This is a genomic window from Pseudomonas sp. AC247 (assembly GCF_979258015.1).
In genome coordinates this window covers 745,609-770,051 of record NZ_OZ409829.1, presented here as the reverse complement: position 1 = coordinate 770,051, position 24,443 = coordinate 745,609, and the positions used below count along the sequence as shown (strand labels likewise).

Annotated in this window: 23 protein-coding genes and 1 tRNA gene; 13 read left to right on the top strand and 11 right to left on the bottom strand. The window is 58.3% G+C overall.

From position 1 onward, the window contains the following. The first annotated feature begins 114 nt into the window (after positions 1-114). From arcD to ACZZ0B_RS03610, 13 genes are all read left to right on the top strand, one after another. The gene (gene arcD / locus ACZZ0B_RS03670) at positions 115-1,542 is read left to right on the top strand and encodes an arginine-ornithine antiporter (RefSeq protein ID WP_008086807.1); all 1,428 of its coding nucleotides are present in this window, start codon (positions 115-117) and stop codon (positions 1,540-1,542) included. Positions 1,543-1,575: 33 nt separating this feature from the next. Then, positions 1,576-2,832 (top strand): arginine deiminase, encoded by a 1,257-nt coding sequence (gene arcA, locus ACZZ0B_RS03665; RefSeq protein WP_008086806.1) that lies wholly within the window; start codon positions 1,576-1,578, stop codon positions 2,830-2,832. 69 nt (positions 2,833-2,901) lie between these two features. After that, positions 2,902-3,912 (top strand): ornithine carbamoyltransferase, encoded by a 1,011-nt coding sequence (locus ACZZ0B_RS03660; RefSeq protein ID WP_008086805.1) that lies wholly within the window; start codon positions 2,902-2,904, stop codon positions 3,910-3,912. Between the two features lie 159 nt (positions 3,913-4,071). Next, the gene (arcC, locus tag ACZZ0B_RS03655) at positions 4,072-5,001 is read left to right on the top strand and encodes a carbamate kinase (RefSeq protein ID WP_401241947.1); all 930 of its coding nucleotides are present in this window, start codon (positions 4,072-4,074) and stop codon (positions 4,999-5,001) included. 62 nt (positions 5,002-5,063) lie between these two features. Further along, positions 5,064-5,426 (top strand): DUF5064 family protein, encoded by a 363-nt coding sequence (locus ACZZ0B_RS03650; protein WP_158831189.1) that lies wholly within the window; start codon positions 5,064-5,066, stop codon positions 5,424-5,426. 202 nt (positions 5,427-5,628) lie between these two features. Next, positions 5,629-7,137 (top strand): sigma-54-dependent transcriptional regulator, encoded by a 1,509-nt coding sequence (locus tag ACZZ0B_RS03645; RefSeq protein WP_463544388.1) that lies wholly within the window; start codon positions 5,629-5,631, stop codon positions 7,135-7,137. Between the two features lie 180 nt (positions 7,138-7,317). Then, positions 7,318-8,292 carry a hypothetical protein gene (locus ACZZ0B_RS03640; protein ID WP_463544387.1) on the top strand — a complete coding sequence of 325 codons (975 nt, stop codon included), beginning with the start codon at positions 7,318-7,320 and terminating at the stop codon, positions 8,290-8,292. Between the two features lie 404 nt (positions 8,293-8,696). Continuing rightward, positions 8,697-9,080, top strand: coding sequence for a glycine cleavage system protein GcvH (gene gcvH, locus ACZZ0B_RS03635; protein WP_008086539.1), 384 nt, complete (start codon positions 8,697-8,699; stop codon positions 9,078-9,080). Between the two features lie 11 nt (positions 9,081-9,091). Next, positions 9,092-11,944 carry an aminomethyl-transferring glycine dehydrogenase gene (gcvP, locus tag ACZZ0B_RS03630; protein WP_463544386.1) on the top strand — a complete coding sequence of 951 codons (2,853 nt, stop codon included), beginning with the start codon at positions 9,092-9,094 and terminating at the stop codon, positions 11,942-11,944. A 185-nt stretch (positions 11,945-12,129) separates the two neighbouring features. Then, the gene (locus tag ACZZ0B_RS03625; protein ID WP_008086535.1) at positions 12,130-13,506 is read left to right on the top strand and encodes an L-serine ammonia-lyase; all 1,377 of its coding nucleotides are present in this window, start codon (positions 12,130-12,132) and stop codon (positions 13,504-13,506) included. 49 nt (positions 13,507-13,555) lie between these two features. Next, complete coding sequence (gene gcvT, locus ACZZ0B_RS03620; protein ID WP_463544385.1) at positions 13,556-14,680, top strand: glycine cleavage system aminomethyltransferase GcvT; 1,125 nt, start codon at positions 13,556-13,558, stop codon at positions 14,678-14,680. A 405-nt stretch (positions 14,681-15,085) separates the two neighbouring features. Then, positions 15,086-15,298, top strand: a complete 213-nt coding sequence (locus ACZZ0B_RS03615; protein WP_003365337.1) for a cold-shock protein — start codon at positions 15,086-15,088, stop codon at positions 15,296-15,298. Positions 15,299-15,395: 97 nt separating this feature from the next. Next, positions 15,396-15,884: an RDD family protein gene (locus ACZZ0B_RS03610; RefSeq protein ID WP_463544384.1), complete on the top strand. Its 489-nt coding sequence runs from the start codon at positions 15,396-15,398 to the stop codon at positions 15,882-15,884. An 83-nt stretch (positions 15,885-15,967) separates the two neighbouring features. On the opposite strand, the gene nadA is transcribed toward ACZZ0B_RS03610, so the two are convergent. From nadA to ybgC, 11 genes are all read right to left on the bottom strand, one after another. Then, positions 15,968-17,026 carry a quinolinate synthase NadA gene (gene nadA, locus ACZZ0B_RS03605; protein WP_008080237.1) on the bottom strand — a complete coding sequence of 353 codons (1,059 nt, stop codon included), beginning with the start codon at positions 17,024-17,026 and terminating at the stop codon, positions 15,968-15,970. A gap of 271 nt (positions 17,027-17,297) precedes the next feature. After that, a tRNA-Lys gene (locus ACZZ0B_RS03600) sits at positions 17,298-17,373 on the bottom strand. A 62-nt stretch (positions 17,374-17,435) separates the two neighbouring features. Continuing rightward, the gene (gene queC, locus ACZZ0B_RS03595; protein WP_008080236.1) at positions 17,436-18,128 is read right to left on the bottom strand and encodes a 7-cyano-7-deazaguanine synthase QueC; all 693 of its coding nucleotides are present in this window, start codon (positions 18,126-18,128) and stop codon (positions 17,436-17,438) included. A 1-nt stretch (position 18,129) separates the two neighbouring features. After that, positions 18,130-18,777, bottom strand: a complete 648-nt coding sequence (gene queE / locus ACZZ0B_RS03590) for a 7-carboxy-7-deazaguanine synthase QueE (RefSeq protein WP_463544383.1) — start codon at positions 18,775-18,777, stop codon at positions 18,130-18,132. A gap of 166 nt (positions 18,778-18,943) precedes the next feature. Next, positions 18,944-19,780 (bottom strand): tol-pal system protein YbgF, encoded by an 837-nt coding sequence (gene ybgF, locus ACZZ0B_RS03585; protein WP_008080228.1) that lies wholly within the window; start codon positions 19,778-19,780, stop codon positions 18,944-18,946. A gap of 6 nt (positions 19,781-19,786) precedes the next feature. Continuing rightward, complete coding sequence (gene pal, locus ACZZ0B_RS03580; protein WP_003178634.1) at positions 19,787-20,284, bottom strand: peptidoglycan-associated lipoprotein Pal; 498 nt, start codon at positions 20,282-20,284, stop codon at positions 19,787-19,789. A 52-nt stretch (positions 20,285-20,336) separates the two neighbouring features. Beyond that, positions 20,337-21,617, bottom strand: coding sequence for a Tol-Pal system beta propeller repeat protein TolB (gene tolB, locus ACZZ0B_RS03575; RefSeq protein WP_177323305.1), 1,281 nt, complete (start codon positions 21,615-21,617; stop codon positions 20,337-20,339). Between the two features lie 17 nt (positions 21,618-21,634). After that, positions 21,635-22,702, bottom strand: coding sequence for a cell envelope integrity protein TolA (gene tolA, locus ACZZ0B_RS03570; protein WP_007912728.1), 1,068 nt, complete (start codon positions 22,700-22,702; stop codon positions 21,635-21,637). After that, positions 22,702-23,154 (bottom strand): protein TolR, encoded by a 453-nt coding sequence (gene tolR, locus ACZZ0B_RS03565; RefSeq protein WP_161806672.1) that lies wholly within the window; start codon positions 23,152-23,154, stop codon positions 22,702-22,704. Before tolR ends, tolA begins: the two co-directional genes overlap by 1 nt. A gap of 23 nt (positions 23,155-23,177) precedes the next feature. Next, positions 23,178-23,873, bottom strand: coding sequence for a protein TolQ (tolQ, locus tag ACZZ0B_RS03560; RefSeq protein ID WP_008080223.1), 696 nt, complete (start codon positions 23,871-23,873; stop codon positions 23,178-23,180). Then, on the bottom strand, positions 23,863-24,330 hold the full coding sequence (gene ybgC, locus ACZZ0B_RS03555) for a tol-pal system-associated acyl-CoA thioesterase (RefSeq protein WP_007912735.1): 468 nt from the start codon (positions 24,328-24,330) through the stop codon (positions 23,863-23,865). Before ybgC ends, tolQ begins: the two co-directional genes overlap by 11 nt. Positions 24,331-24,443 lie beyond the last annotated feature (113 nt).

Genomic DNA, 24,443 nt, shown 5'->3' with positions numbered 1-24,443 from the left:
TTCCTAAGTCATTCATTAACAATGGAATGTGACCATGCACTGATCTAAGTCAGCTGTTTGAACAGACAACAGAACTACGCTGTGATCTCTTCTCTCCTGCAATGGAGTCATGCAATGTCTGAAGCTCCCGGAAAACTACGACTAGGTGCACTGGTTGCGTTGGTAGTCGGCTCGATGATCGGTGGCGGGATATTCTCTTTGCCACAAAACATGGCCGCCAGCGCCGACGTCGGCGCGGTACTGATCGGTTGGGCCATCACCGCTGTCGGCATGCTCACCCTCGCTTTTGTCTTCCAAACCCTCGCCAATCGCAAGCCTGACCTGGACGGCGGTGTCTACGCCTACGCCAAGGCCGGTTTCGGCGACTACATGGGTTTCTCGTCCGCCTGGGGTTACTGGATCAGTGCCTGGCTGGGCAACGTCGGTTACTTCGTTCTGCTGTTCAGCACCCTCGGCTATTTCTTCCCGGTTTTCGGTGAAGGCAACACCGTTGCTGCGGTGATCGGTGCCTCGGTGCTGCTGTGGGCCGTGCACTTCCTCGTCCTGCGCGGGATCAAGGAAGCGGCGTTCATCAACCTCGTGACCACAGTCGCCAAGGTCGTGCCGCTGCTGCTGTTCGTGTTGATCGCGGTGTTCGCCTTCAAACTGGACATCTTCACCGCCGACATCTGGGGCATCAAAAACCCGGATCTGGGCAGCGTGATGAACCAGGTGCGCAACATGATGCTGGTTACCGTGTGGGTGTTCATCGGCATCGAGGGCGCGAGCATCTTCTCGGCCCGCGCCGAAAAACGCTCGGACGTCGGTAAGGCCACCGTGATCGGCTTCATCACCGTGCTGCTGTTTCTGGTGCTGGTGAACGTGCTGTCGCTGGGCATCATGACTCAGCCGGAACTGGCAAAACTGCAGAACCCGTCGATGGCCGCCGTGCTTGAGCACGTGGTCGGTCACTGGGGCGCGGTACTGATCAGTGTTGGTCTGATTATTTCGCTGCTGGGCGCGCTGCTGTCGTGGGTGCTGCTGTGTGCGGAGATCATGTTCGCCGCTGCCAAAGACCACACCATGCCGGAGTTCCTGCGTAAGGAAAACGCCAACCACGTACCGGTCAACGCCCTGTGGCTGACCAACGCGATGGTGCAGATTTTCCTGATCATCACGCTGTTCTCGGCCAGTACTTACCTGTCGCTGATCTATCTCGCCACCTCGATGATTCTGGTGCCGTACCTGTGGTCGGCGGCCTATGCCCTGCTGCTGGCGGTGCGCGGCGAAAGCTACGAGGGCTTCGCGGCCGAGCGGCGCAAGGATCTGATAATCGGCGGCATCGCGTTGATCTACGCGGTGTGGCTGCTGTATGCCGGCGGGGTCAAGTATCTGCTGCTCTCGGCCCTGCTCTACGCACCTGGCGCGATCCTGTTCGCCAAAGCCAAGCTGGAACTCAAACAACCGATTTTCACTAACGTCGAGAAGCTGATTTTCGCCGCAGTGGTCGTGGGTGCCCTGGTGGCTGCCTACGGTCTCTACGACGGCTTCCTGACTCTGTAACCCCTGATTGTTTTGTTATCTGGAGGATCTGAAATGACCACGGAAAAAGTTAAGTACGGCGTACATTCCGAAGCCGGCAAACTGCGCAAAGTCATGGTGTGCTCCCCAGGTCTGGCCCATCAGCGGCTGACCCCGAACAACTGCGATGAGCTGCTGTTCGACGACGTGCTCTGGGTGGCCCAGGCCAAGCGCGACCACTTCGACTTCGTCACCAAAATGCGCGAGCGCGGCATCGATGTGCTGGAAATGCACAACCTGCTGACCGACATCGTCGCCATCCCCGAAGCGCTGGACTGGATTCTCGAGCGCAAGGTCACCGCCGACTCGGTGGGCCTGGGCCTGATCAACGAAGTCAAATCCTGGCTGAAAAGCCTCGAGCCACGGCACATCGCCGAATTCCTGATTGGTGGCGTGTCTGCCGATGATCTGCCGGACAGCTTCGGTGGCAAGACCATCCAGATGTTCCGCGACTTCCTCGGCCACTCCAGCTTCATTCTGCCGCCGCTGCCGAACACCCAGTTCACCCGCGACACCACCTGCTGGATCTACGGTGGCGTGACGTTGAACCCGATGTACTGGCCAGCGCGCCGTCAGGAAACCCTGCTGGCCACCGCCATCTACAAATTCCACCCACAGTTCACCAACGCCGAATTCGAAATCTGGTACGGCGACCCGGACAAGGAGCACGGCAGCTCCACCCTTGAAGGTGGCGACGTCATGCCAATCGGCAACGGCGTGGTGTTGATCGGTATGGGCGAACGCTCGTCTCGTCAGGCCATCGGCCAACTGGCGCTGAACTTGTTCAAGAACAAAGCCGTGGAAAAAGTCATCGTTGCCGGCCTGCCGAAATCCCGTGCGGCGATGCACCTCGACACCGTGTTCAGCTTCTGCGACCGCGACCTGGTGACGATTTTCCCTGAGGTGGTCAACCAGATCGTCGCGTTCACCCTACGACCAGATGAAAGCAAACAGGGCGGCATCGACATCCGCCGCGAAGAAGGCACCTTCCTCGACACCGTGGCCAAAGCCCTCAACCTGCCGAAGCTGCGCGTGGTGGAAACCGGCGGCAACAGCTTCGCCGCTGAACGCGAGCAATGGGACGACGGCAACAACGTGGTGGCGGTGGAACCGGGCGTGGTTATCGGCTACGACCGCAACACCTACACCAACACCCTGCTGCGCAAGGCCGGCGTGGAAGTCATCACCATCAGCGCCGGTGAATTGGGCCGAGGCCGTGGCGGCGGCCACTGCATGACCTGCCCGATCATCCGCGACCCGATCGATTACTAAACCTCTGAGCCCTGGCCGACACTTACAACGTGCGGCCAGGGGGATAACCGACACCGAAGGAGATCCATCATGGCTTTTAACATTCACAACCGTAACCTACTCAGCCTGGAACACCACACCCCACGTGAGCTGCGTTACCTGCTCGACCTGTCCCGCGACCTCAAACGCGCCAAATACACTGGCACCGAGCAACAGCACCTGAAGGGCAACAACATCGCCCTGATCTTTGAAAAAACTTCGACCCGTACCCGTTGCGCCTTCGAAGTGGCGGCGTATGACCAAGGCGCCAACGTCACTTACATCGACCCGAACTCTTCGCAGATCGGTCACAAAGAAAGCATGAAAGACACCGCCCGCGTGCTGGGGCGCATGTACGACGCCATCGAGTACCGTGGCTTCAAACAGGAAATCGTCGAAGAGCTGGCCAAGTTCGCTGGCGTACCGGTGTTCAACGGCCTGACCGATGAATATCACCCGACGCAAATGATCGCCGACGTGTTGACCATGCGTGAACACGCCGACAAGCCGATCCATGAAATCAGCTACGCCTACCTCGGCGACGCGCGCAACAACATGGGCAACTCGCTGCTGCTGGTCGGCGCCAAACTCGGCATGGACGTGCGCATCTGCGCGCCGAAAGCCTTGTGGCCACTGGATGATCTGGTTGAGCGTTGCCACAAATATGCGGAAGAAAGTGGCGCACGCATTACCCTGACTGAAGACCCGAAAGCCGCCGTCAAAGGCGTCGACTTCATCCACACCGACGTTTGGGTGTCGATGGGCGAGCCGGTGGAAGCCTGGGCCGAGCGTATCCAGCAACTGCTGCCGTACCAGGTCAATGCTGAGCTGATGAAAGCCTCCGGCAACCCGCGTACCAAGTTCATGCACTGCCTGCCGGCGTTCCACAACAGCGATACCAAGGTCGGCAAACAGATTGCCGAACAGTATCCGCACCTGAAAAACGGCATCGAAGTGACCGACGACGTGTTCGAGTCCCCAGCCTGCATCGCCTTCGAGCAAGCGGAAAACCGCATGCACACGATCAAGGCGATTCTGGTCTCGACCCTCGCTGATCTGTAACTGGATGATCAGGTTCTCCTGATCCATGATCGTTCCCACGCTCCCGCGTGGGAATGCATCCCGTGACGCTCTGCGTCACAGCGGACGCGGAGCGTCCGTGGCGGCATTACCACGCAGAGCGTGGGAACGATCAACATCGAATTCTGAAAGGATTGCATTATGCGTATCGTCGTAGCGCTGGGCGGTAACGCCCTGCTCCGCCGTGGTGAGCCGATGACCGCTGACAATCAGCGCGCCAACATCCGCATCGCCACCGAGCAAATCGCCAAGATCCATGCCGGCAACCAACTGGTCATCGCCCACGGCAACGGCCCGCAAGTCGGCCTGCTGTCGCTGCAAGCGGCGGCCTACACCTCCGTCACCCCTTACCCGCTGGACGTGCTCGGCGCCGAAACCGAAGGCATGATCGGCTACATCATCGAACAGGAACTGGGCAACCTGCTCGACTTCGAAGTGCCGTTCGCCACCCTGCTGACCCAGGTTGAAGTCGACGCCAACGACCCCGCCTTCAAGAACCCGACCAAGCCGATCGGCCCGGTCTACGACAAGGCCGAAGCGGAAAAACTCGCCGCCGAAAAAGGCTGGGCGATTGCCCCGGATGGCGATAAGTACCGTCGTGTCGTGGCCAGTCCACGGCCAAAACGCATCTTCGAAATCCGCCCGATCAAGTGGCTGCTGGACAAGGGCAGCATCGTTATTTGCGCCGGGGGCGGCGGCATCCCGACCATGTACGACGAGAACCGCAACCTCAAAGGCATCGAGGCAGTAATCGACAAGGATCTGTGCTCGTCACTGCTCGCCGAGCAACTGGAAGCCGACCTGCTGGTGATCGCCACGGACGTCAACGCGGCGTTCATCGATTACGGCAAACCGACGCAGAAAGCCATTGCCGAAGCGCACCCGGATGAACTCGAACGCCTCGGTTTCGCCGCCGGTTCCATGGGGCCGAAGGTGCAGGCAGCCTGCGAATTCGCGCGCCATACTGGCAAGGTCGCGGTGATCGGTTCGCTGGCGGACATCGAAGCCATCGTCCAGGGCACGGCCGGTACGCGTGTGACCACCGCGAAGCCGGGCATCACTTACCGATAATTAGAAACTCCGGGGGCAGACCGAAGGTCTGCCCTTCTCCCATGCCTTGAAAGGAGAAAACCATGGCCCAATTCGAACCTGGTCACTTGCACATCGAGCGGCACGCGTTGACCGACGATGACGTCAATTACAACGTACACCTCGACTATGAAGTGTTTACCGATCCTTCGAAAGGCAAAGGAATACAGTTCACCCTGCATGGCAGCATGCAGGGCAAGGACATGAAGGAAACGTTTTTCCTGCCCAAGGAAGAGGCTTACAACTTCGCCCGTGACGTGACCCGCATCGCCGAGAAGTACGGGATTCCCAAGGCTCACAGCCAGATCGGCTCGGTGCACAAGCATTACGACCTGATGTTTGAAGACATTCGGCAGAAGTTGAATATGCAATCCGGGGATCCGGTCAATCCCGAGCATTTTGAGTAACCTGGATTTTTCACATCGATCGTTCCCACGCTCTGCGTGGGAATGCCGCCACGGACGCTCCGCGTCCGCTGTGACGCAGAGCGTCACGGGATGCATTCCCACGCGAAGCATGGGAACGATCAGCGCAGGACACAGATTTCACCATTAGCCCGCCCCAAGGCATACTTGCCACCCTCCGCTCTACAGATCACTGAACCGCCCCATGCGTATCCACGTCAGTTTCATCGACCGCGTCGGCATCACCCAGGAAGTCCTGGCTATTCTCGGTGGGCGCAATCTCAATCTGGATGCGGTGGAGATGATCCCGCCGAACGTCTACATCGATGCGCCGACCTTGAGTCCGCAAGTGCTCGAAGAACTGAAAGATGCATTGTTCCGCGTGCTCGGCGTGGAAGCGGTGACCGTGGTCGACATCCTCCCCGGCCAGCGTCGGCACTTGCAGCTCGATGCCTTGCTGGCGGCGATGACCGACCCGGTACTCGCGCTCGACAGCGCCGGCAAGGTGCTGCTGGCCAACCCGGCGTTGATCGCGTTGTACGGTCGTGAGCCGGCGGGTGAAAGCGTCTCTGAACTGTTCAACGATCCGGCCCTGCTCGACACCTTGCTCGAACACGGCTTCCGCCTGCCGCTGCGCGAAATCACCGTCAACGGCCAGACCCTGTTGCTCGACGCCACGCCGATCACCGACGCTGGCGCCCTGCTCACTTTGTATCAACCGAACCGTATCGGTGAACAACTCTCGGCACTGCACCACGACCACGCTGAAGGGTTCGATGCACTGCTTGGCGAATCCCCGGCGATCCGCACCCTCAAGGCCCGCGCGCAGCGTGTAGCAGCCCTCGATGCACCGCTGCTGATTCAAGGCGAAACCGGGACCGGCAAAGAACTGGTCGCCCGTGCCTGCCACGCGATCAGTGCGCGGCACAGCGCGCCGTTTCTGGCGTTGAACTGCGCAGCGCTACCGGAGAACCTCGCCGAAAGCGAACTGTTCGGCTACGCCCCCGGCGCCTTCACCGGCGCGGCGCGTGGCGGCAAACCGGGGCTGATGGAACTGGCCAACCAGGGCACGGTGTTTCTCGATGAAATCGGCGAGATGTCGCCGTACTTGCAGGCCAAGCTGCTGCGCTTCTTGAACGACGGCAGCTTCCGCCGCGTGGGCGGTGATCGCGAAGTGAAGGTCAACGTGCGCATCCTCAGCGCGACCCACCGTGATCTGGAGAAAATGGTCAGCGAAGGGCTGTTCCGCGAAGACCTGTTCTATCGCCTCAACGTACTCAACGTTGAAGTGCCGCCGCTGCGTGAGCGCGGCCAGGACATTCTGCTGTTGGCGCGCTATTTCATGCAGCAGGCCTGCGCGCAGATTCAGCGCCCGGTCTGCCGCCTCGCACCAGGGACCTACCCGGCGCTGCTCGGCAATCGCTGGCCGGGCAACGTGCGGCAATTGCAGAACGTGATCTTCCGCGCGGCGGCGATTTGCGAGAGCAGCCTGGTGGATATTGGCGACCTCGACATCGCTGGCACCTCGGTGGCGCGGCAGACGGACAGCGATGTCGACAGCCTTGAACAAGCGGTCGAATCCTTCGAAAAAACGCTGCTGGAAAAACTCTACGTCAGCTACCCCTCGACCCGCCAACTGGCCAGCCGCCTGCAAACCTCGCACACGGCCATCGCCCACCGCCTGCGCAAATACGGCATCCCGGGTAAACCTTAGCCAGCACAAACGCTTGGTGGCGATATCCCAAACGTAATTTTCGTCAATTCAACTACAGAGTGATCAAGTACCGTTCCTAGAAAAGACGGCATCCGTGATGGCATAATGCCCCTAGCTTCATACAGAAAACCGAACTTGAATCACCATTAATAACAACTACTCAAGGAACAGAGTCAAAAAATGTTCGAAGTAAAACTGCTTGCCGCGCTGTCATTCTTACCCATAATCATAACAGCAATAGTTCTTTATGGAGAACGGAGGCGCATATTCATATACGCACCAAAATTCAGACTAAATTACTCTTTCGCAAACTGGAGCATCATCGATTCATACTGCACATCTATTTGGATTGGGACTTTCTCGTTTATCATGCTTGCAGCAGTACAGAAATTCCTCCTAACCAATGTAAGTATATTTTCATTGTGTGCAGGACCGATCTTCCTGACTATTACGGGAACCGTTGCATTACTGATAGAACACTACAAACTTAAAGACACCTACGAGAACCATTCAAAAGCGATCAAAACAATACTTGTGGTATCCGCCGTATTCATTGGTTATAAATCAAACGCAATGACGGATGATGTGATAGCCGAGTACACTTTGGTTAATGCATCAAACTTTCCGGATGCGCAGAAAATCATAGCAATTTGCGTGACTGTGGGGATCTGGGCCTATACAGCAGTGGTTTTCAGCCTAGCAATCTACATCCTCATCAGCATGATAACGTTCACCAAGATGATAACCATCGACAAAATTAACGCCAAGGAGAACCGATATAGACGCTGTCTTATCGGAAATCGCCCCATCACACCAAATACTAAAAACAAAGAGATGCTCATCTTTGCCTCACTTCTTGTGGGAGCGGCCATGACTGTAAGTGCACCATTAGGCTTTGTAGAGCACATAAAAACAAAAGAAATAGAAAAAATAGTGAAAAACCTGATAGTCGAAACATCATTCCACTTACCCCCAGGAATATGCAACGTTGAGCCAGCAGACGGAAGCCGTCTATCATTACTACCTTTCCGCCAAGCTGCCATAGCCATCCCCGACAAGAATTCCACTTACAACTTCGCGATCATTGAATGCAATAGAACCTTCGCGCAGCTTCCAAAAACCTTTACGGACGAAAGTACGCAACAAAAAAAATAAAATCATGAATACCAAATCGTATAAATAGAAAATCAGAAACTTCGGAGTGTTAAAGATTGTTGCAAAGCCAGTCTAAGGCCTCGTTATACGCCCACAGGCACAGCATCAGAAACGACCTCCACCTGTACTGAAAACGCTACATCGGAACGATATCGATACACCCATCTCTGATCACCGCTGTGCAAGGCTTTGATCCCGTTCAGCTTTTTTCCCCGCTCCGCTGTGTAGCGATTTCGCTACACAGCCCCATTCCAAGCCTGCCGAAATAGCATTCAATCCTTTGATTTACAACGACAAATTAAATTTGGCAGCATTCTTGCTAACTATTTCCTCATAAATATGGGCTTCCCTGCCCAAGCCTTCCACCGCGTCCACCAGACGAGTCTGGCCCCTGAGGAGTTTCCATGAGCGAGTTGCGTTTTACTGAAGATCACGAATGGCTGCGCACCGAAGCTGACGGCAGCGTTACTGTCGGCATCACCGCTTTCGCGCAGAACGCCTTGGGCGACGTGGTGTTCGTGCAACTGCCTGAGCTGCAGGCTTACGAAAAAGGCGCCGAAGCCGCCACCGTCGAATCGGTGAAAGCCGCCAGCGGCGTGTACATGCCTCTCGACGGCGAAGTGCTGGCAACCAACCCGGCACTGGAAGACAGCCCGGAACTGGTCAACGAAGATCCGCTGGGCGAAGGCTGGTTCTTCCGCTTCAAGCCAAGCGACGCCGCCGCTGTCGGCAAACTGCTCGATCAGGACGCGTACGACCGTCTGATCAAAGCCCAAGCCGAAGCCTGAGGAACACTGACATGACTCAAGTAAACCTTGGCACCGCCAACGAATTCATCGCCCGTCACATCGGCCCGCGCGCCGGTGACGAGCAAGCCATGCTCAACAGCCTCGGCTTCGATTCGCTCGAAGCGCTGAGCGCCAGCGTCATCCCGGAAAGCATCAAGGGCACCAGCGTGCTCGGCATGGACGACGGCCTCAGCGAAGCCGATGCCCTGGCGATGATCAAATCCATCGCCGGCAAAAACCAACTGTTCACGACCTACATCGGCCAGGGCTACTACAACTGCCATACGCCGTCGCCGATCCTGCGCAACCTGCTGGAAAACCCGGCCTGGTACACCGCTTACACGCCGTACCAGCCAGAAATTTCCCAAGGCCGTCTCGAAGCGCTGCTGAACTTCCAGACCCTGATCAGCGACCTCACCGGCCTGCCGATCGCCAACGCATCCTTGCTCGACGAAGCCACCGCCGCTGCCGAAGCCATGACCTTCTGCAAACGCCTGAGCAAGAACAAGGGCAGCCACCAATTCTTCGCCTCGATCCACAGCCACCCGCAAACCCTCGACGTGCTGCGCACCCGTGCCGAGCCACTGGGCATCGACGTGGTTGTTGGCGATGAGCGTGAACTGACTGACGTCACCCCGTTCTTCGGCGCACTGCTGCAATACCCGGCGAGCAACGGTGATGTGTTCGACTACCGCGACCTGACCGAACGCTTCCACGCCGCCAACGCTTTGGTGGCCGTGGCTGCTGACCTGCTGGCCCTGACCCTGCTGACCGCCCCGGGCGAGTTCGGCGCTGACGTCGCCATCGGTTCGGCACAACGCTTCGGCGTGCCGCTGGGCTTCGGTGGCCCGCACGCCGCTTACTTCTCCACCAAAGATGCGTTCAAGCGCGACATGCCGGGCCGTCTGGTCGGTGTCTCGGTCGACCGTTTCGGCAAGCCGGCGCTGCGTCTGGCGATGCAAACCCGCGAGCAACACATCCGCCGCGAGAAGGCCACGTCGAACATCTGCACCGCGCAAGTGCTGCTGGCCAACATCGCCAGCATGTACGCCGTCTACCATGGCCCGAAAGGCCTGACACAGATCGCCAACCGCGTGCATCACCTGACCGCGATTCTGGCCAAGGGCCTGACCGCGCTGGGCGCGACAGTTGAACAAGCCAGTTTCTTCGACACCCTGACCGTGGCTACCGGCGCACAAACCGCCGCGCTGCACGACAAGGCGCACGCTGCGCAGATCAACCTGCGCGTGATCGACGCTCAGCGTCTGGGCCTGTCGGTCGATGAAACCACCACGCAGGCAGATATCGAAACCCTGTGGGGCCTGTTCGCCGACGGCAAGACCCTGCCGGACTTCGCGGCTCTCGCCGCCTCCGTTCAGAGCACTATTCCCGCTGCGCTGGTACGTCAGTCGCCAATCCTCAGCCACCCGGTGTTCAACCGATATCACTCGGAAACCGAGCTGATGCGCTACCTGCGCAAACTGGCGGACAAGGACCTGGCACTGGATCGCACCATGATCCCGCTGGGCTCGTGCACCATGAAACTCAACGCCGCCAGCGAAATGATCCCGGTGACCTGGGCTGAATTCGGTGCGCTGCATCCGTTCGCCCCGGCCGCGCAAAGTGCCGGTTACCAGCAATTGACTGACGAACTGGAGGCGATGCTCTGCGCCGCCACCGGTTACGACGCGATCTCGCTGCAACCGAACGCCGGTTCGCAAGGTGAATACGCTGGCCTACTGGCCATCCGCGCCTACCACCAGAGCCGTGGCGATGAGCGTCGCGACATCTGCCTGATCCCGTCGTCCGCCCACGGCACCAACCCGGCCACCGCCAACATGGCTGGCATGCGCGTGGTCGTGACTGCGTGCGATGCCCGTGGCAACGTCGACATCGAAGACCTGCGCGCCAAAGCCATCGAGCACCGCGAACACCTCGCCGCGCTGATGATCACTTACCCGTCGACGCACGGCGTGTTCGAAGAAGGCATCCGCGAAATCTGCGGAATCATTCATGACAACGGCGGCCAGGTGTACATCGACGGCGCCAACATGAACGCGATGGTCGGCCTCTGCGCACCGGGCAAGTTCGGCGGCGACGTTTCGCACCTGAACCTGCACAAAACCTTCTGCATCCCGCATGGCGGTGGTGGCCCGGGCGTCGGCCCGATTGGCGTCAAATCGCACCTGACGCCGTTCCTGCCAGGCCACGGCCAGATGGAACGCAAGGAAGGCGCGGTCTGCGCGGCACCGTTCGGCAGCGCGAGCATTTTGCCGATCACCTGGATGTACATTCGCATGATGGGCGGCGCGGGTTTGAAGCGCGCTTCGCAGTTGGCGATCCTCAATGCCAACTACATTTCCCGTCGTCTGGAAGAGCACTACCCAGTGCTGTACACCGGCAGCAATGGCTTGGTGGCGCACGAATGCATCCTCGATCTGCGTCCGTTGAAAGACAGCAGCGGCATCAGCGTTGATGACGTCGCCAAGCGCCTGATCGACTTCGGCTTCCACGCGCCGACCATGTCCTTCCCGGTCGCGGGCACGCTGATGATCGAGCCGACCGAAAGTGAATCCAAAGAAGAACTGGATCGCTTCTGCGACGCGATGATCCGCATCCGCGAAGAAATCCGCGCGGTGGAAAACGGCACGCTGGACAAGGACGACAACCCACTGAAAAACGCTCCGCACACCGCAGCGGAACTGGTTGGCGAGTGGACGCACCCGTACAGCCGCGAGCAGGCCGTTTACCCGGTTGCTTCGTTGATCGAAGGCAAATACTGGCCACCGGTCGGTCGCGTCGACAACGTCTTCGGCGATCGCAACCTGGTCTGCGCCTGCCCGTCGATCGAAAGCTACGCTTAAACGTGTAGGGGGCGAGCCACTCGCCCCCACCGCTTCACCTGTAGGAGCTGCCGAAGTCTGCGATCTTTTGATCTTGCTGTTGAAAGATCAGGATCAAAAGATCGCAGCCTTCGGCAGCTCCTACAGGGGATGTAACCAGCCTGATGTTTCGCCAATTCCTATAACAAGAAACCGGAGAACCACTCATGTCGTTAAGCGTGTTCGACCTGTTCAAGATTGGCATCGGCCCCTCCAGTTCCCACACCGTCGGCCCGATGCGTGCTGCTGCGCGTTTCGCCGAAGGCCTGCGACGTGAAAACCTGCTGACGGCCACCGCCAGCGTTCGCGTCGAGTTGTACGGTTCCCTCGGCGCCACCGGTAAAGGCCACGGCAGCGACAAAGCCGTGCTGCTCGGCCTCGAAGGCGAACACCCGGACACTGTTGATACCGAAACCGTCGCCGCGCGCCTGCAAGAAATTCGCGGCAACGGCCGGCTGAATCTGCTCGGTGAACACAGCATTGCGTTCAACGAGAAAGAACACCTGGCAATGATCCGCAAGCCGCTGGCCTATCACCCCAACGGCATGATCTTCCGCGCCTTCGATGCGGCCGGGCTGCAGATTCGCAGCCGCGAGTACTACTCCGTCGGTGGTGGTTTTGTCGTCGATGAGGATGCGGCCGGTGCCGACCGCATCGTTGAAGACGCCACGCCGCTGACCTTCCCGTTCAAGAGCGCCAAGGACTTGCTCGGCCATTGCACCACCTATGGTCTGTCGATCAGTCAGGTGATGCTGACCAACGAAAGCGCCTGGCGCCCGGAAGCGGAAACCCGCGCCGGGCTGCTGAACATCTGGCAAGTGATGCAGGACTGCGTTGCTGCCGGTTGCCGTAACGAAGGCATTTTGCCGGGCGGTTTGAAGGTCAAACGCCGTGCGGCGGCGTTGCATCGGCAGCTGTGCAAGAACCCGGAATCAGCGCTGCGCGATCCGTTGTCGGTACTCGACTGGGTCAACCTGTATGCCTTGGCGGTCAACGAAGAAAACGCCAACGGCGGGCGTGTGGTCACGGCGCCAACCAACGGCGCGGCGGGGATCGTTCCGGCGGTGCTGCATTACTACATGCGCTTTATCCCCGGCGCGAATGACGACGGCGTCGTGCGCTTTCTGCTGACGGCTGCGGCCATCGGCATTCTGTACAAGGAAAACGCTTCGATCTCCGGCGCCGAAGTCGGCTGCCAAGGTGAAGTCGGCGTAGCGTGCTCAATGGCTGCAGGTGCGTTGTGCGAAGTGCTCGGTGGCAGTGTTCAGCAAGTCGAGAACGCCGCAGAAATCGGCATGGAACACAACCTCGGCCTGACCTGCGACCCGATTGGCGGACTGGTGCAGGTGCCGTGCATCGAGCGCAATGCGATGGGCTCGGTGAAAGCCATCAACGCAGTGCGCATGGCCATGCGCGGCGACGGCCAGCATTTCGTCTCCCTCGACAAAGTCATCCGCACCATGCGTCAGACCGGCGCCGACATGAAAAGCAAATACAAAGAGACCGCCCGCGGCGGTCTGGCGGTCAACATTATCGAATGCTAATTAGCCCCCTCTCCCTGGGAGAGGGTTGGTGTGAATCAAGGAGTTCCGCATGTCCACCGAACAACTGTCGAAAACCCCGCTGCACGCTCTGCACATAGAACTCGGCGCCCGCATGGTGCCGTTCGCCGGCTACGACATGCCGGTGCAATACCCGCTCGGCGTGATGAAAGAACACCAGCACACCCGTGAAAACGCCGGGCTGTTCGACGTCTCGCACATGGGCCAGATTCGCCTGACCGGCGCCAACGCCGCCAAAGCCCTGGAAACCCTGGTACCGGTGGACATCATCGACCTGCCGGTGGGCATGCAGCGTTACGCGATGTTCACCAACGAGAGCGGCGGCATCCTCGATGACCTGATGGTCGCCAATCTCGGCAACGATGAGCTGTTCCTGGTGGTCAACGCCGCGTGCAAGGATCAGGATCTCGCTCATCTGCAAAAACACATCGGCGCTCAGTGCACCATTACGGAGCTGTTCGAGGAGCGCGCGCTGCTGGCGCTGCAAGGCCCGGCGGCCGTTACGGTGCTGGCGCGTCTTGCCCCGGAAGTGGCGAAGATGACGTTTATGCAGTTCAACCGCGTGTCGTTGCTGGGCGTCGATTGCTTCGTCAGCCGCTCGGGCTACACCGGTGAAGACGGTTTCGAAATCTCGGTGCCGGCCGCTGAGGCAGCAAAACTGGCGCGCGCCCTGCTCGCCGAACCGGAAGTCGAGGCCATTGGTCTTGGTGCTCGCGACTCGCTGCGTCTTGAAGCGGGTCTGTGCCTGTACGGCCACGACATGAACACCGAAACCACGCCAATCGAAGCCAGCCTGCTGTGGGCGATCTCCAAGCCACGCCGTGCTGACGGCGCACGCGCTGGCGGTTTCCCGGGCGCTGAGACCGTGTTCACCCAGCAACAAAATGGCGTAGCGCGCAAACGTGTAGGCCTGCTGCCACAAGAACGCACCCCGGTGCGCGAAGGCGCAGAAATCGTCAACGCGGATGGCGAAATCATTGGCAGCGTGTGCAGCGGTGGTTTCGGTCCGACTTTGGGCGGGCCATTGGCGATGGGTTATCTCGACAGCGCTTATGTCGCACTTGATACAGCTGTTTGGGCCATCGTGCGTGGGAAAAAGGTGCAAATGCTTGTAAGCAAAATGCCATTTGTTCCACAACGCTACTATCGTGGTTGATTGACTGTTTCTATAAGTAACGCGGTTGCGTTAAACGTGCACTAATGTGTAACGCAACCGCCATAAAACAGTGCATTGTCTATCAACCGATTCGAATATGAACTTTGCTTATAACGTTCGAAAACAACTGAACAAGCAAATCGTCTAAGCCTGCACTAGTGGACCGACTAACAACCAGCAAGCGCAGCAAAACCGGGGTCTTCACAGGGCTTGTTTTTTCTCCCGTAGTTGGCGTAGAGTTTGTTCACTGTGTTTGCATGGGTCAGCTTGGAATCGTGACCTGGGCAGTAGCCTACAAGTTAGCTACATCCCGTTCGACGTCTTCTTACTCTCCTGCAACCAGCCCCAGTACTCTTTCATGTGAAAGAGACTGTCATTAATTTTTTGCGTCAAAGGAAATAAGAAATGGCTGAACGTCAGAGCGGTACCGTCAAGTGGTTTAACGACGAGAAAGGTTTTGGTTTTATCACTCCTGAAAGCGGTCCGGATCTGTTCGTGCATTTCCGCGCCATCCAGGGCAACGGCTTCAAAAGCCTGAAGGAAGGCCAGAAAGTGACTTTCGTTGCTGTGCAAGGCCAGAAAGGCATGCAGGCTGACGAAGTACAAGCAGAAGGCTAATCTTCTGTAACGAAAAAGCCCCTGATATTGATATCAGGGGCTTTTTTGTGCGCGCGAATCCGTAAAATGGCGCTTCCATTAGCGTCCAGAGGCTGCCATGTCGAAAAACCTGCTCACTCCCCAGGGCGATTTTCCTGCCGTTGGCCTGGGCCGTCGTCTGGCCGCGATGTTCTATGACTTCCTGCTGTGCACCGCTCTGCTGATCGTCACCGGTTTCATTTACAAACTGATCCAGGCCGCGATCATCGGCGAAGAACGCCTGCGCGTGCTGACCGATGCCGGAAAAATGGACGGCGACCCACTGTATTCGACGGTACTGTTGTTGGTGCTGTTTGGATTCTTTGCCAAGTTCTGGACCCACGGCGGGCAGACGCTGGGCATGCAGGTGTGGGGCATTCGTGTGCAGAACGCCGATGGCAGCGCGATCAGCCTGTGGCAGGCGCTGCTGCGCTTTATGGTGTCGATTGCGTCATGGCTGTGCGCCGGGATCGGATTCTTCTGGTCGCTGTATGACAAGCAGAATCGCACGTGGCATGACATCTATTCGGATACTCTCGTGGTGCGAGTCCCGAAGAAACAAAAGTAAGCGCCCACAAAAAAAGATCGCAGCCTTCGGCAGCTCCTACCGAGAACAATGTAGGAGCTGCCGAAGGCTGCGATCTTTTGCTTTCAGGCGTTACCGGCCAGCTTCATCCGTGCGGCCTGGGTGAAATCCAGCATGCGCTTGAGCGGCCGGATCGCCTGCGGAATCAACGCCGGATCAACAAAGATCTCGTTCGTGCCCTCCTTCAAGCTCTTGAGCGTGCGCTCAAGGGTGTTCATGGCCATCCACGGGCAATGTGCGCAACTGCGGCACGCTGCGCCGTTACCGGCGGTTGGCGCTTCGATGAAGACCTTGTCCGGGCACAACTGCTGCATCTTGTAGAAGATGCCACGGTCGGTGGCGACGATCAGCGTCTTGTTTGGCAGGCTCTGCGCGGCGGCAATCAACTGACTGGTGGAACCAACAGCGTCCGCCAGCTCGATCACCGACGTCGGCGACTCCGGGTGCACCAGAATCGCGGCGTCCGGGTACAGCGCCTTCATGTCCTCAAGCTGCTTGGACTTGAACTCCTCGTGGACGATGCAGGCACCGTCCCACAACAGCATGTCTGCGCCGGTCTTGCGCTGGATGTACGTGCCCAAGTGCTTGTCCGGCCCCCAGATGATCGTCTCACCGTTGTCCATCAGGCTTTCGACGATCTCCAGCGCGCAACTCGATGTCACCACCCAGTCAGCCCGAGCCTTTACCGCTGCGGAGGTGTTGGCGTAGACCACCACCGTACGCTCCGGGTGCTGATCGCAGAACGCCGAGAACTCGTCGACCGGGCAACCCAGATCCAGCGAGCAGGTCGCCTCGAGAGTCGGCATCAGCACGCGTTTTTCCGGGTTGAGAATCTTCGCCGTCTCGCCCATGAACTTCACACCGGCGACCACCACGGTCTTGGCCGGGTGGGCGTTGCCGAAGCGCGCCATTTCCAGGGAGTCGGAGACGCAACCGCCGGTTTCTTCGGCCAGCGCCTGAATCACCGGGTCGCAATAAAAGTGAGCCACCAGCACCGCGTCCTGAGCCTTGAGCTCGGCGGCGATGGCGGCACGGTAATAAGCCTCTTCCTCAGCCGTCAGCGGTTTGGGCTGTTTGGCATCGAGGTGGGCTTGAACCAGAAGGCGTTCGGAAATCTGCGTCATGTTCGCAAGACCTGCAGGCGCTTTCGCGCGAAAGTCGAGTATACACCCGGCTCCGGACCGCTTGAGGGTACCGCCGGGAGAGTGAGTATTATCAGGCACGGACAGCATTGAAGCTGCGCAAGGCTACAGAATATCCCGTTGATACAAAAGATCATTCTGACCTGCGTCAGCGCTACTGACACTGAAACGACGCGGGCCCGAATTGCAGGCAAAAAAAAACCCGGAAATCCTCACTTGCGTGGGCCTTCCGGATTTTCTAAACCGCCAAAAATGGTGGGTCGTGTGGGATTCGAACCTACGACCAATTGGTTAAAAGCCAACTGCTCTACCAACTGAGCTAACGACCCGCTGTGTGGTGGCGCGTATAATACTGATTTTTAAGGACTATTCAACACCTTTTTGAAAATAATCAAAAATAAGGTGTTGGGTCGTCCACACCAGCGGCCGCGAAGCCTTCTGCGCGCAGGCGGCAGCTGTCGCATTTGGCGCACGCGCGGCCTTCATCGTCGGCCTGATAGCAGGAAACGGTGAGGCCATAATCAACGCCCAGCTTCACGCCGGCCTGGACGATCTGCGCCTTGCTCAGGTTCTGCAACGGCGCCTGGATACGGAAGCCATTGCCTTCCACGCCTGCCTTCGTCGCCAGATTGGCCATGCGCTCGAACGACTCGATGAACTCGGGACGGCAATCCGGGTAACCGGAATAGTCCACCGCGTTCACACCGATAAAGATGTCGCGCGCGCCGAGCACTTCTGCCCAACCCAATGCCAACGACAGGAACACCGTGTTACGCGCCGGCACGTAAGTCACCGGAATGCCTTCACCCAGCTCTTCAGGAATGTCGATGCTGGTGTCGGTCAGGGCCGAGCCGCCCATGCCATTCAGATTGAGGCCAATCACTTTGTGCTCGACCACACCCAAATCACGGGCGACGCGTGCAGCAGCATGCAGTTCGGCGTGGGAGCGCTGACCGTAGTCGAAGCTCATGGTGTAGCAGGCGTAACCTTCGGCACGGGCCATCGCTACAACAGTGGCCGAGTCGAGGCCGCCAGACAGCAGGATTACCGCACGTTTTTCGCTAGTCTTCAGTTGTTCAGTCATATCAGCGCCCCGGCTCATCATTCCATAGATATTTATGCAACTGCAGTTGCAGCCGCACTGGCAGGTTGTCTGCCACCACCCAATCCGCCAGATCCCTGGCATTGAGGTCATGATGACTTGGGGAGAACAGCACTTCACCCGCACGTCGATCAAGCCCGTACTGGATTAGTTTGGATACCGCCCAGTCATAGTCTTCCCGCGAGCAGATGACAAACTTCACCTGATCATTGGGGGTCAGCAATTCGATATTTTCGTAACGGTTGCGGTGGGCTTCTTTCGAGCCCGGTGTTTTCAGATCAACCACGCGACTGACGCGCGGATCGACCGCCGAGACGTCGAGGGCGCCGCTGGTTTCCAGCGAGACCTCATAGCCGGCATCACACAACTGTTTAAGGAAAGGGATGGCATTCGGCTGTGCCAGCGGCTCACCGCCGGTGACACAAACGTAGCGCGGACGAAATCCGGCCACTTGCTCAAGGATATCGTCGAGGGTGCGCACGGTACCACCACTGAAGGCGTACGCGCTGTCGCAGTATTGGCAACGCAAAGGGCAACCGGTCAGGCGCACAAAAACAGTGGGCAGCCCGGCAGTCCGCGTTTCCCCCTGCAAAGAGTAGAAAACTTCGGTGATTCTCAATGTGTCTTGCATAGTCGCCACGGGCGTAACAGCTAAACAGGCTGTCCGCCTCCGTCAGGCACTTCAGGCAATCGCGCCAACGCGCGGACTACAAGAAGCGTGTTTCAGAAAAAGGGCGTGAATTCTAACGAAAAAACCCGCGACAAGCGCGGGTTTCTTCTAAACGGGTCAAGCGTGCTTACATGCGTTGCAGATCGCGTTGAGCCAACTGAGCGGCGGAGGTACCCGGATATTGGGCCACCACCTGCTGCAGAATGCCTTTGACCTTGTCGGTATGACCAAGGCGGCGCTCTACATCAGCCAGCTTGTACAGCGAATCCGGCACTTTGGCGTGCTTGGGATACAGCTGCGAAACCTTGGCAAACGCCTGACCTGCACCTTGCAGATCGCCTTTGGCCAAGTTGACTTCGCCCAACCAGTACTGGGCATTGCCCGCGTATTGGCTGTTTGGGTATTTGCGCAGGAAAGCGGCGAAAGCCTGGCTGGCCTTGTCGAAATCCTTGGCTTTGATCAGGTCGAAAGCAGCATCGTAATACAGCTTTTCTTTGGCCGGATCAGCCGGTTCGCTACCCGCAGCAGGTGCCTGGGCAGCAGCCCCGGCGCCAGCAGCAGCTCCGGCAGCAGCACTTGCATCGCCACCGGCAGAAGAATTCTCAGGAGTCGCGGCCGGTGCAGCACCGCCGGTTCCTATGCGCCGATCAAGATCCTGGTATCGCTCCAGGGATTCCTGCTTCATGCGCGCAACCTGATTCTGCAGTTCTTCAATCACGCCTTGCTGGCGCGAGATCTGATCCTGCATCTGTTGCAATTGGTTGAACAGCATGCCTTGTGCCGAGGCAGGGGCCGAAGCCGCTCCCCCGGCATAGGCGCCGTTCGTACCGTAACCTGCAGGCGGATAACTGCTCCCGCTATTGTTATAACCGGAGTTGTCATCGACCACAGGAACCGCAGCCCACGCCGCAAGCGGCGCGAGGCTGAGAGCCAGAACAGTTACAGCACGACGGCACGTTCGCATATCGAATTACTTACGCAGTTCGACGCGACGGTTTTGAGCCCAGGACTGCTCGTCGTTGCCGGTAGCAACTGGACGCTCTTCGCCGTAGGAAACCAGTTCCAGCTGAGCTGGGGAAACACCTTGCAGTACCAGGTAGCGCTGAACGGCTTTCGCACGACGCTCGCCCAGTGCCATGTTGTACTCACGAGTACCACGTTCGTCGGTGTTGCCTTCCAGAACAACGCGAGCGCCGTTTGCTTTCAGGTCTTTGGCGTGAACGTCCAGAGCGCGCATGGCTTCTGGCTTCAGGTCCGAGCTGTCGTATTCGAAGTAGAAGGTGGTGATTGCGCGCAGAGCAGCTTCTTCGCTCAGGGAACCGTCAACGGCACCAGTGTTTGCGCCGTAACCAGCGTTTGGATCAACAGCGCCTTCACCGGCGTTGTCGCCGCCTTTGGACGAGCAACCTACAGCTACAGCCATGGCCAGAGCCAGCGCAGCAAATTTACCAAACTTCAGCATTTCCATCGTGAAACTCCTAATGAACCCCAGTGTGTTAAGTAAAACGTGTAGCGCCCGCTCACTTCAGGTAAGGGGACCAGGACGGTTCTCTGACTTCGCCTTGAGCGGTAGGAAGCGGGAGCCTAACGCGTCCATTAATGGACACGAGCATCAAGACTCCCCGGCCCTGTTGGCGGGTGGCGTAGATTACCATGGTGCCGTTGGGCGCAACAGTAGGCGACTCGTCCAGAGTGCTATCAGTGAGGATCTTTACACTCCCTCGCTGCAAATCCTGGGCCGCCACCTTGAAATTGGTGAAGCCATCCTGACGATGGATCATCACCAAAGTCTTTTCATCAGCCGACAGTTTCGGGTTGGCGTTGTAGTTACCGATGAAGGTCACTCGCTCGGCACCGCCGCCGCTGGCGCTGGTTTTGTAGATCTGTGGCTTGCCGCCGCGGTCCGAGGTGAAGTAGATGGTCGAACCATCCTTGCCCCAGTACGGTTCGGTGTTGATGCCGGGACCTGCGGTCACACGGGTGATCTGGCGCGAAGCCAGGTTCATCACGTAGATGTCCGGATTACCGTCCTTGGACAGTACGAACGCCAGGCGATCACCATTTGGCGACCAGGCTGGCGCGCCGTTCAGGCCTTCGAAGTTGGTGATCTGCTCACGGCGACCGGTGTCGATGTTCTGCATGAAGATGCGTGGGCGCTTCTGCTCGAACGACACGTAGGCAATACGCTTGCCGTCCGGTGCGAAACGCGGCGACAGGATTGGCTCACGCGATTGCAGCAAGGTCACCGCACGGGCACCGTCATAGTCCGAACGCTGCAGGGTGTAGCGAGTGTTCTTCTCGGAGAAACGCTCAGCCGTCACGTACAGCAGACGCGTCGAAAACGCACCTTCAATACCGGTCAGTTTCTGGAACGACTGGTCGGCGATGAAGTGCGCCATGTCGCGCAACTGCTCGGTCGTACCGGAAACGTTGCCGTCCGCCACTTTCTGCTCGGTGGCCACGTTGAACAGTGCCCACTGTACCTGCAGGCGGCCGCCCGCTGGGGCAATGCTGCCGACCATCATGTATTGAGCACCCACCGCCTTCCAGTCACGGAAGATGATTTCGCTCGGCTGGCTTGGCTGGCTGATCATGTTTTGCTTTGGAATCGGCGAGTAGTAGCCCGAGTTCCGCAAATCGTTACCAATGATTTCAGCCATGTCGTCCGGCAGTACGGCACCGCCCTGCATACCGAACGGTACAACGGCGATCGGGGTAGCCCGATCGCTGCCGCTGGTAACCAGAATGTTCTTTTCATCCGCCATCGCGATCCCTGCCATGCAGCAGATCACGACCAGCATTCCTCGAAGAAGGTTTCTCACAAGGCTAGATCCTCAGGTGTGAATGTCATCTTGAATGAACGATACGGAGCGAAATCGCTCGGCTTCATTCCCTGCATTTCTGTCAAACGTCCAATATTCTTCACTGCCGCGACTGCCGAAGCATCAAACGGACCGTCGCCACTGGATTTGGCCACGCTGACCGAAGTCACCGTACCGTCCGGCAACATGCCGATTTGCAACACGACTGTCATGCCTTTGCGTGCCGAAGGTGGACGAGCCCAACCCTCTGCAGCTCGCGCACGAATCAGGTCATCGAAACTGCCCGCGACTTCATCACCCTGCTCATCGGCCAAGGCCTGCTGGCGCTGCGGCGTGTCGGAAAGCAGATCGGCCAAGGCCTGAGCCTTTTTGTCTTCGGTCGATTTGCGTGCCGCATCCTGCGCTTTCTTCTTCGCAGCATCGGCAGCAGCTTTCTTCTTCGCTTCGTCGGCGATTTTCTTCTTCGCCTCTTCAGCTTCAGCTTTCTTCTTGGCGTCTTCGGCGGCTTTCTTCTTCGCGTCTTCGACGATCTTCTTCTTGGCTTCTTCAGCAGCCTCTTTCTTGGCTTCTTCCTTAGCCTCTTCTTCAGCCTTCTTCTTGGCTATATCAGCCAATTGTTTCTCTTCGGCCTTCTTGGCTTCGGCTTTTTTCGCGTCGTCAGCTTTCTTGGCGTCATCCGCCTTCTTCGCTTCGTCCGCTTTTTTAGCCTCATCGGCCTTCTTGGCTTCCTCGGCTTTTTGAGCCGCTTCTTCTTTCTTTTGTTCCGCAGCGGCCTTGATCTCTTCCTGCTCGACCTTTTTCTGTTCCATTTGCTCGACTTCGGTCTGGCGCGCGGCGGATTTCTTCGCCTCACCCGCAATCTTCTGATTGGTCTGGGTGGTTGCCTGACTTTTCGATTTCAGTTGGTACAGGGTCGCCTGGACAATCGGTTTGGCCGGCGGCAGCTCTGGTGTAAAGGCAAAACTGACGAACAGCATGCCGAACACCAGCACGTGCAGGACAATTGCCAGAACACTAGGCCAGAAGTAGCTTTCCGAGGCGGACGGCTCTCGCTGTTGCTGCATCAGGGGGCCTCGGTAATCAAACCAACATTACCGACCCCGGCTTTCTGCAACCCGCCCATGGCGCCCATGACGGAACCATAATCGACGGTCTTGTCACCGCGGATGAAGACCTGGGTACGCTTGCCGCCTTCGGTACCGGCGCGAATGATCTTGGTCACCGCGTCGGTCATTTGCGGCAGGGTCATGGCCCTGTCCTGTTGCTTCTCGGTATCGACTTCGCTGCCAAGGTTCCAGTAATAGGTCTTGTCAGCCTTGATCGAAATGGTCAGGACCTGTGTGTTGTTGTCCTGCGGCAAGGCTTCGCTGGAAACCTTGGGCAGATCAACTTTCACGCCCTGATTGAGCATCGGCGCGGTCACCATGAAGATGACCAGCAGTACCAACATCACGTCGATGTAAGGCACCACGTTCATCTCGGCGACCGGCTTGCGCTTTTTGCGAGCTCGAGCGATTAAAGCCATTGGAAATTACCTGCTTATTCTTCGCTGGTGTGCACTTTGCGGTGCAGGATCGCCTGGAATTCATCGGCGAAGGTGTAGTAGCGGCCCAGCAAGGTTTCGCTGCGAGCGGCGAAACGGTTGTAAGCGATGACCGCCGGGATCGCGGCGAACAGACCGATCGCGGTGGCAATCAGGGCTTCAGCGATACCCGGGGCTACGGTGGCCAGGGTCGCTTGTTGGGCGCTGGCCAGGCCGCGGAAGGAGTTCATGATGCCCCACACCGTACCGAACAGGCCGATGTACGGGCTGACCGAACCAACGGTGGCGAGAAACGGCAGGCTCTGCTCGAGCTTCTCTTCCTCGCGGGAGATGGCCACGCGCATGGCACGGGCCACGCCTTCCATTACCGCTTCAGGATCGACGCCTGGCTGCTGACGCAGACGGGAGAATTCCTTGAAACCGGCACGGAAGATTTGCTCGACGCCCGAATCCGGGTCCGGGTTGCTGCCCGCCTGACGGTACAGCTTGGACAGGTCGATACCCGACCAGAAGCGCTCTTCGAAGCTCTCCAGGGCGCGTCGACCGGCACGCAGCAGATTGCTGCGCTGAAAGATCATGATCCATGAGGTCACCGATGCGGCCACCAGGGTCAACATTACCAACTGCACCACGATGCTGGCATTGCTGACCAGGCTCCACATGGAGGAATGGTCGACGACGTTAGCTTCCACGCTTTATCTCCTGCTTTGAGTGTGTACCCGGACCGACCGCGTCGGCAAAGGCCGCACGCAAGTCTTCGGGAAGGGCCCGGGGTTTCAAACTGTTAGTGCGCACACAGGCCACCAAAAACTGCCCTTCACAGAGCAGCACATTATCCGTTGCCCGCCTGACCTGCTGTTTGAAGCGCAGGCTGACCCGGTTCAATTCGATTACATCAGCGCTTACCAGCAGTTCGTCGTCCAGTCGCGCCGGCGCGTGGTAGCGCGCTTCGCTGGAGTGCACGACAAACAACAGATCCTCCCCGGCAAGCTGCGATTGGGCAAAGCCCAGCTCGCGGAGCCGCTCGGTTCGAGCCCGTTCCATAAACTTGAGGTAATTAACGTAATACACGATGCCGCCCGCATCGGTGTCCTCGTAATAAACGCGACAACGATGTGCGAACGGCTCAAGCCCGTTTTGCGCGCGCATACTCTAGTGCTTACTCCTCAGGTTGCCAATCCGGCCAGGCAACTGTTTTTCATGGTTTCAGGGCTTTACTGCAAAAGTACCGTCGTCTGACAGTACAAACCCTGAATAAATCG

Bases quoted from the DNA above. Each gene is read 5' to 3' on its own strand.
- ACZZ0B_RS03610 (WP_463544384.1), top strand. From the start codon at position 15,396: ATGTCGAAAAACCTGCTCACTCCCCAGGGCGATTTTCCTGCCGTTGGC.
- ybgF (WP_008080228.1), bottom strand. From the start codon at position 19,780: ATGCGAACGTGCCGTCGTGCTGTAACTGTTCTGGCTCTCAGCCTCGCG.
- gcvT (WP_463544385.1), top strand. From the start codon at position 13,556: ATGTCCACCGAACAACTGTCGAAAACCCCGCTGCACGCTCTGCACATA.
- pal (WP_003178634.1), bottom strand. From the start codon at position 20,284: ATGGAAATGCTGAAGTTTGGTAAATTTGCTGCGCTGGCTCTGGCCATG.
- ACZZ0B_RS03640 (WP_463544387.1), top strand. From the start codon at position 7,318: ATGTTCGAAGTAAAACTGCTTGCCGCGCTGTCATTCTTACCCATAATC.
- queC (WP_008080236.1), bottom strand. From the start codon at position 18,128: ATGACTGAACAACTGAAGACTAGCGAAAAACGTGCGGTAATCCTGCTG.
- tolB (WP_177323305.1), bottom strand. From the start codon at position 21,617: ATGCTGGTCGTGATCTGCTGCATGGCAGGGATCGCGATGGCGGATGAA.
- gcvH (WP_008086539.1), top strand. From the start codon at position 8,697: ATGAGCGAGTTGCGTTTTACTGAAGATCACGAATGGCTGCGCACCGAA.
- ACZZ0B_RS03645 (WP_463544388.1), top strand. From the start codon at position 5,629: ATGCGTATCCACGTCAGTTTCATCGACCGCGTCGGCATCACCCAGGAA.
- tolA (WP_007912728.1), bottom strand. From the start codon at position 22,702: ATGCAGCAACAGCGAGAGCCGTCCGCCTCGGAAAGCTACTTCTGGCCT.
- ybgC (WP_007912735.1), bottom strand. From the start codon at position 24,330: ATGCGCGCGCAAAACGGGCTTGAGCCGTTCGCACATCGTTGTCGCGTT.
- arcC (WP_401241947.1), top strand. From the start codon at position 4,072: ATGCGTATCGTCGTAGCGCTGGGCGGTAACGCCCTGCTCCGCCGTGGT.
- arcA (WP_008086806.1), top strand. From the start codon at position 1,576: ATGACCACGGAAAAAGTTAAGTACGGCGTACATTCCGAAGCCGGCAAA.
- nadA (WP_008080237.1), bottom strand. From the start codon at position 17,026: ATGACGCAGATTTCCGAACGCCTTCTGGTTCAAGCCCACCTCGATGCC.
- gcvP (WP_463544386.1), top strand. From the start codon at position 9,092: ATGACTCAAGTAAACCTTGGCACCGCCAACGAATTCATCGCCCGTCAC.
- arcD (WP_008086807.1), top strand. From the start codon at position 115: ATGTCTGAAGCTCCCGGAAAACTACGACTAGGTGCACTGGTTGCGTTG.
- ACZZ0B_RS03650 (WP_158831189.1), top strand. From the start codon at position 5,064: ATGGCCCAATTCGAACCTGGTCACTTGCACATCGAGCGGCACGCGTTG.
- ACZZ0B_RS03625 (WP_008086535.1), top strand. From the start codon at position 12,130: ATGTCGTTAAGCGTGTTCGACCTGTTCAAGATTGGCATCGGCCCCTCC.
- ACZZ0B_RS03615 (WP_003365337.1), top strand. From the start codon at position 15,086: ATGGCTGAACGTCAGAGCGGTACCGTCAAGTGGTTTAACGACGAGAAA.
- queE (WP_463544383.1), bottom strand. From the start codon at position 18,777: ATGCAAGACACATTGAGAATCACCGAAGTTTTCTACTCTTTGCAGGGG.
- ACZZ0B_RS03660 (WP_008086805.1), top strand. From the start codon at position 2,902: ATGGCTTTTAACATTCACAACCGTAACCTACTCAGCCTGGAACACCAC.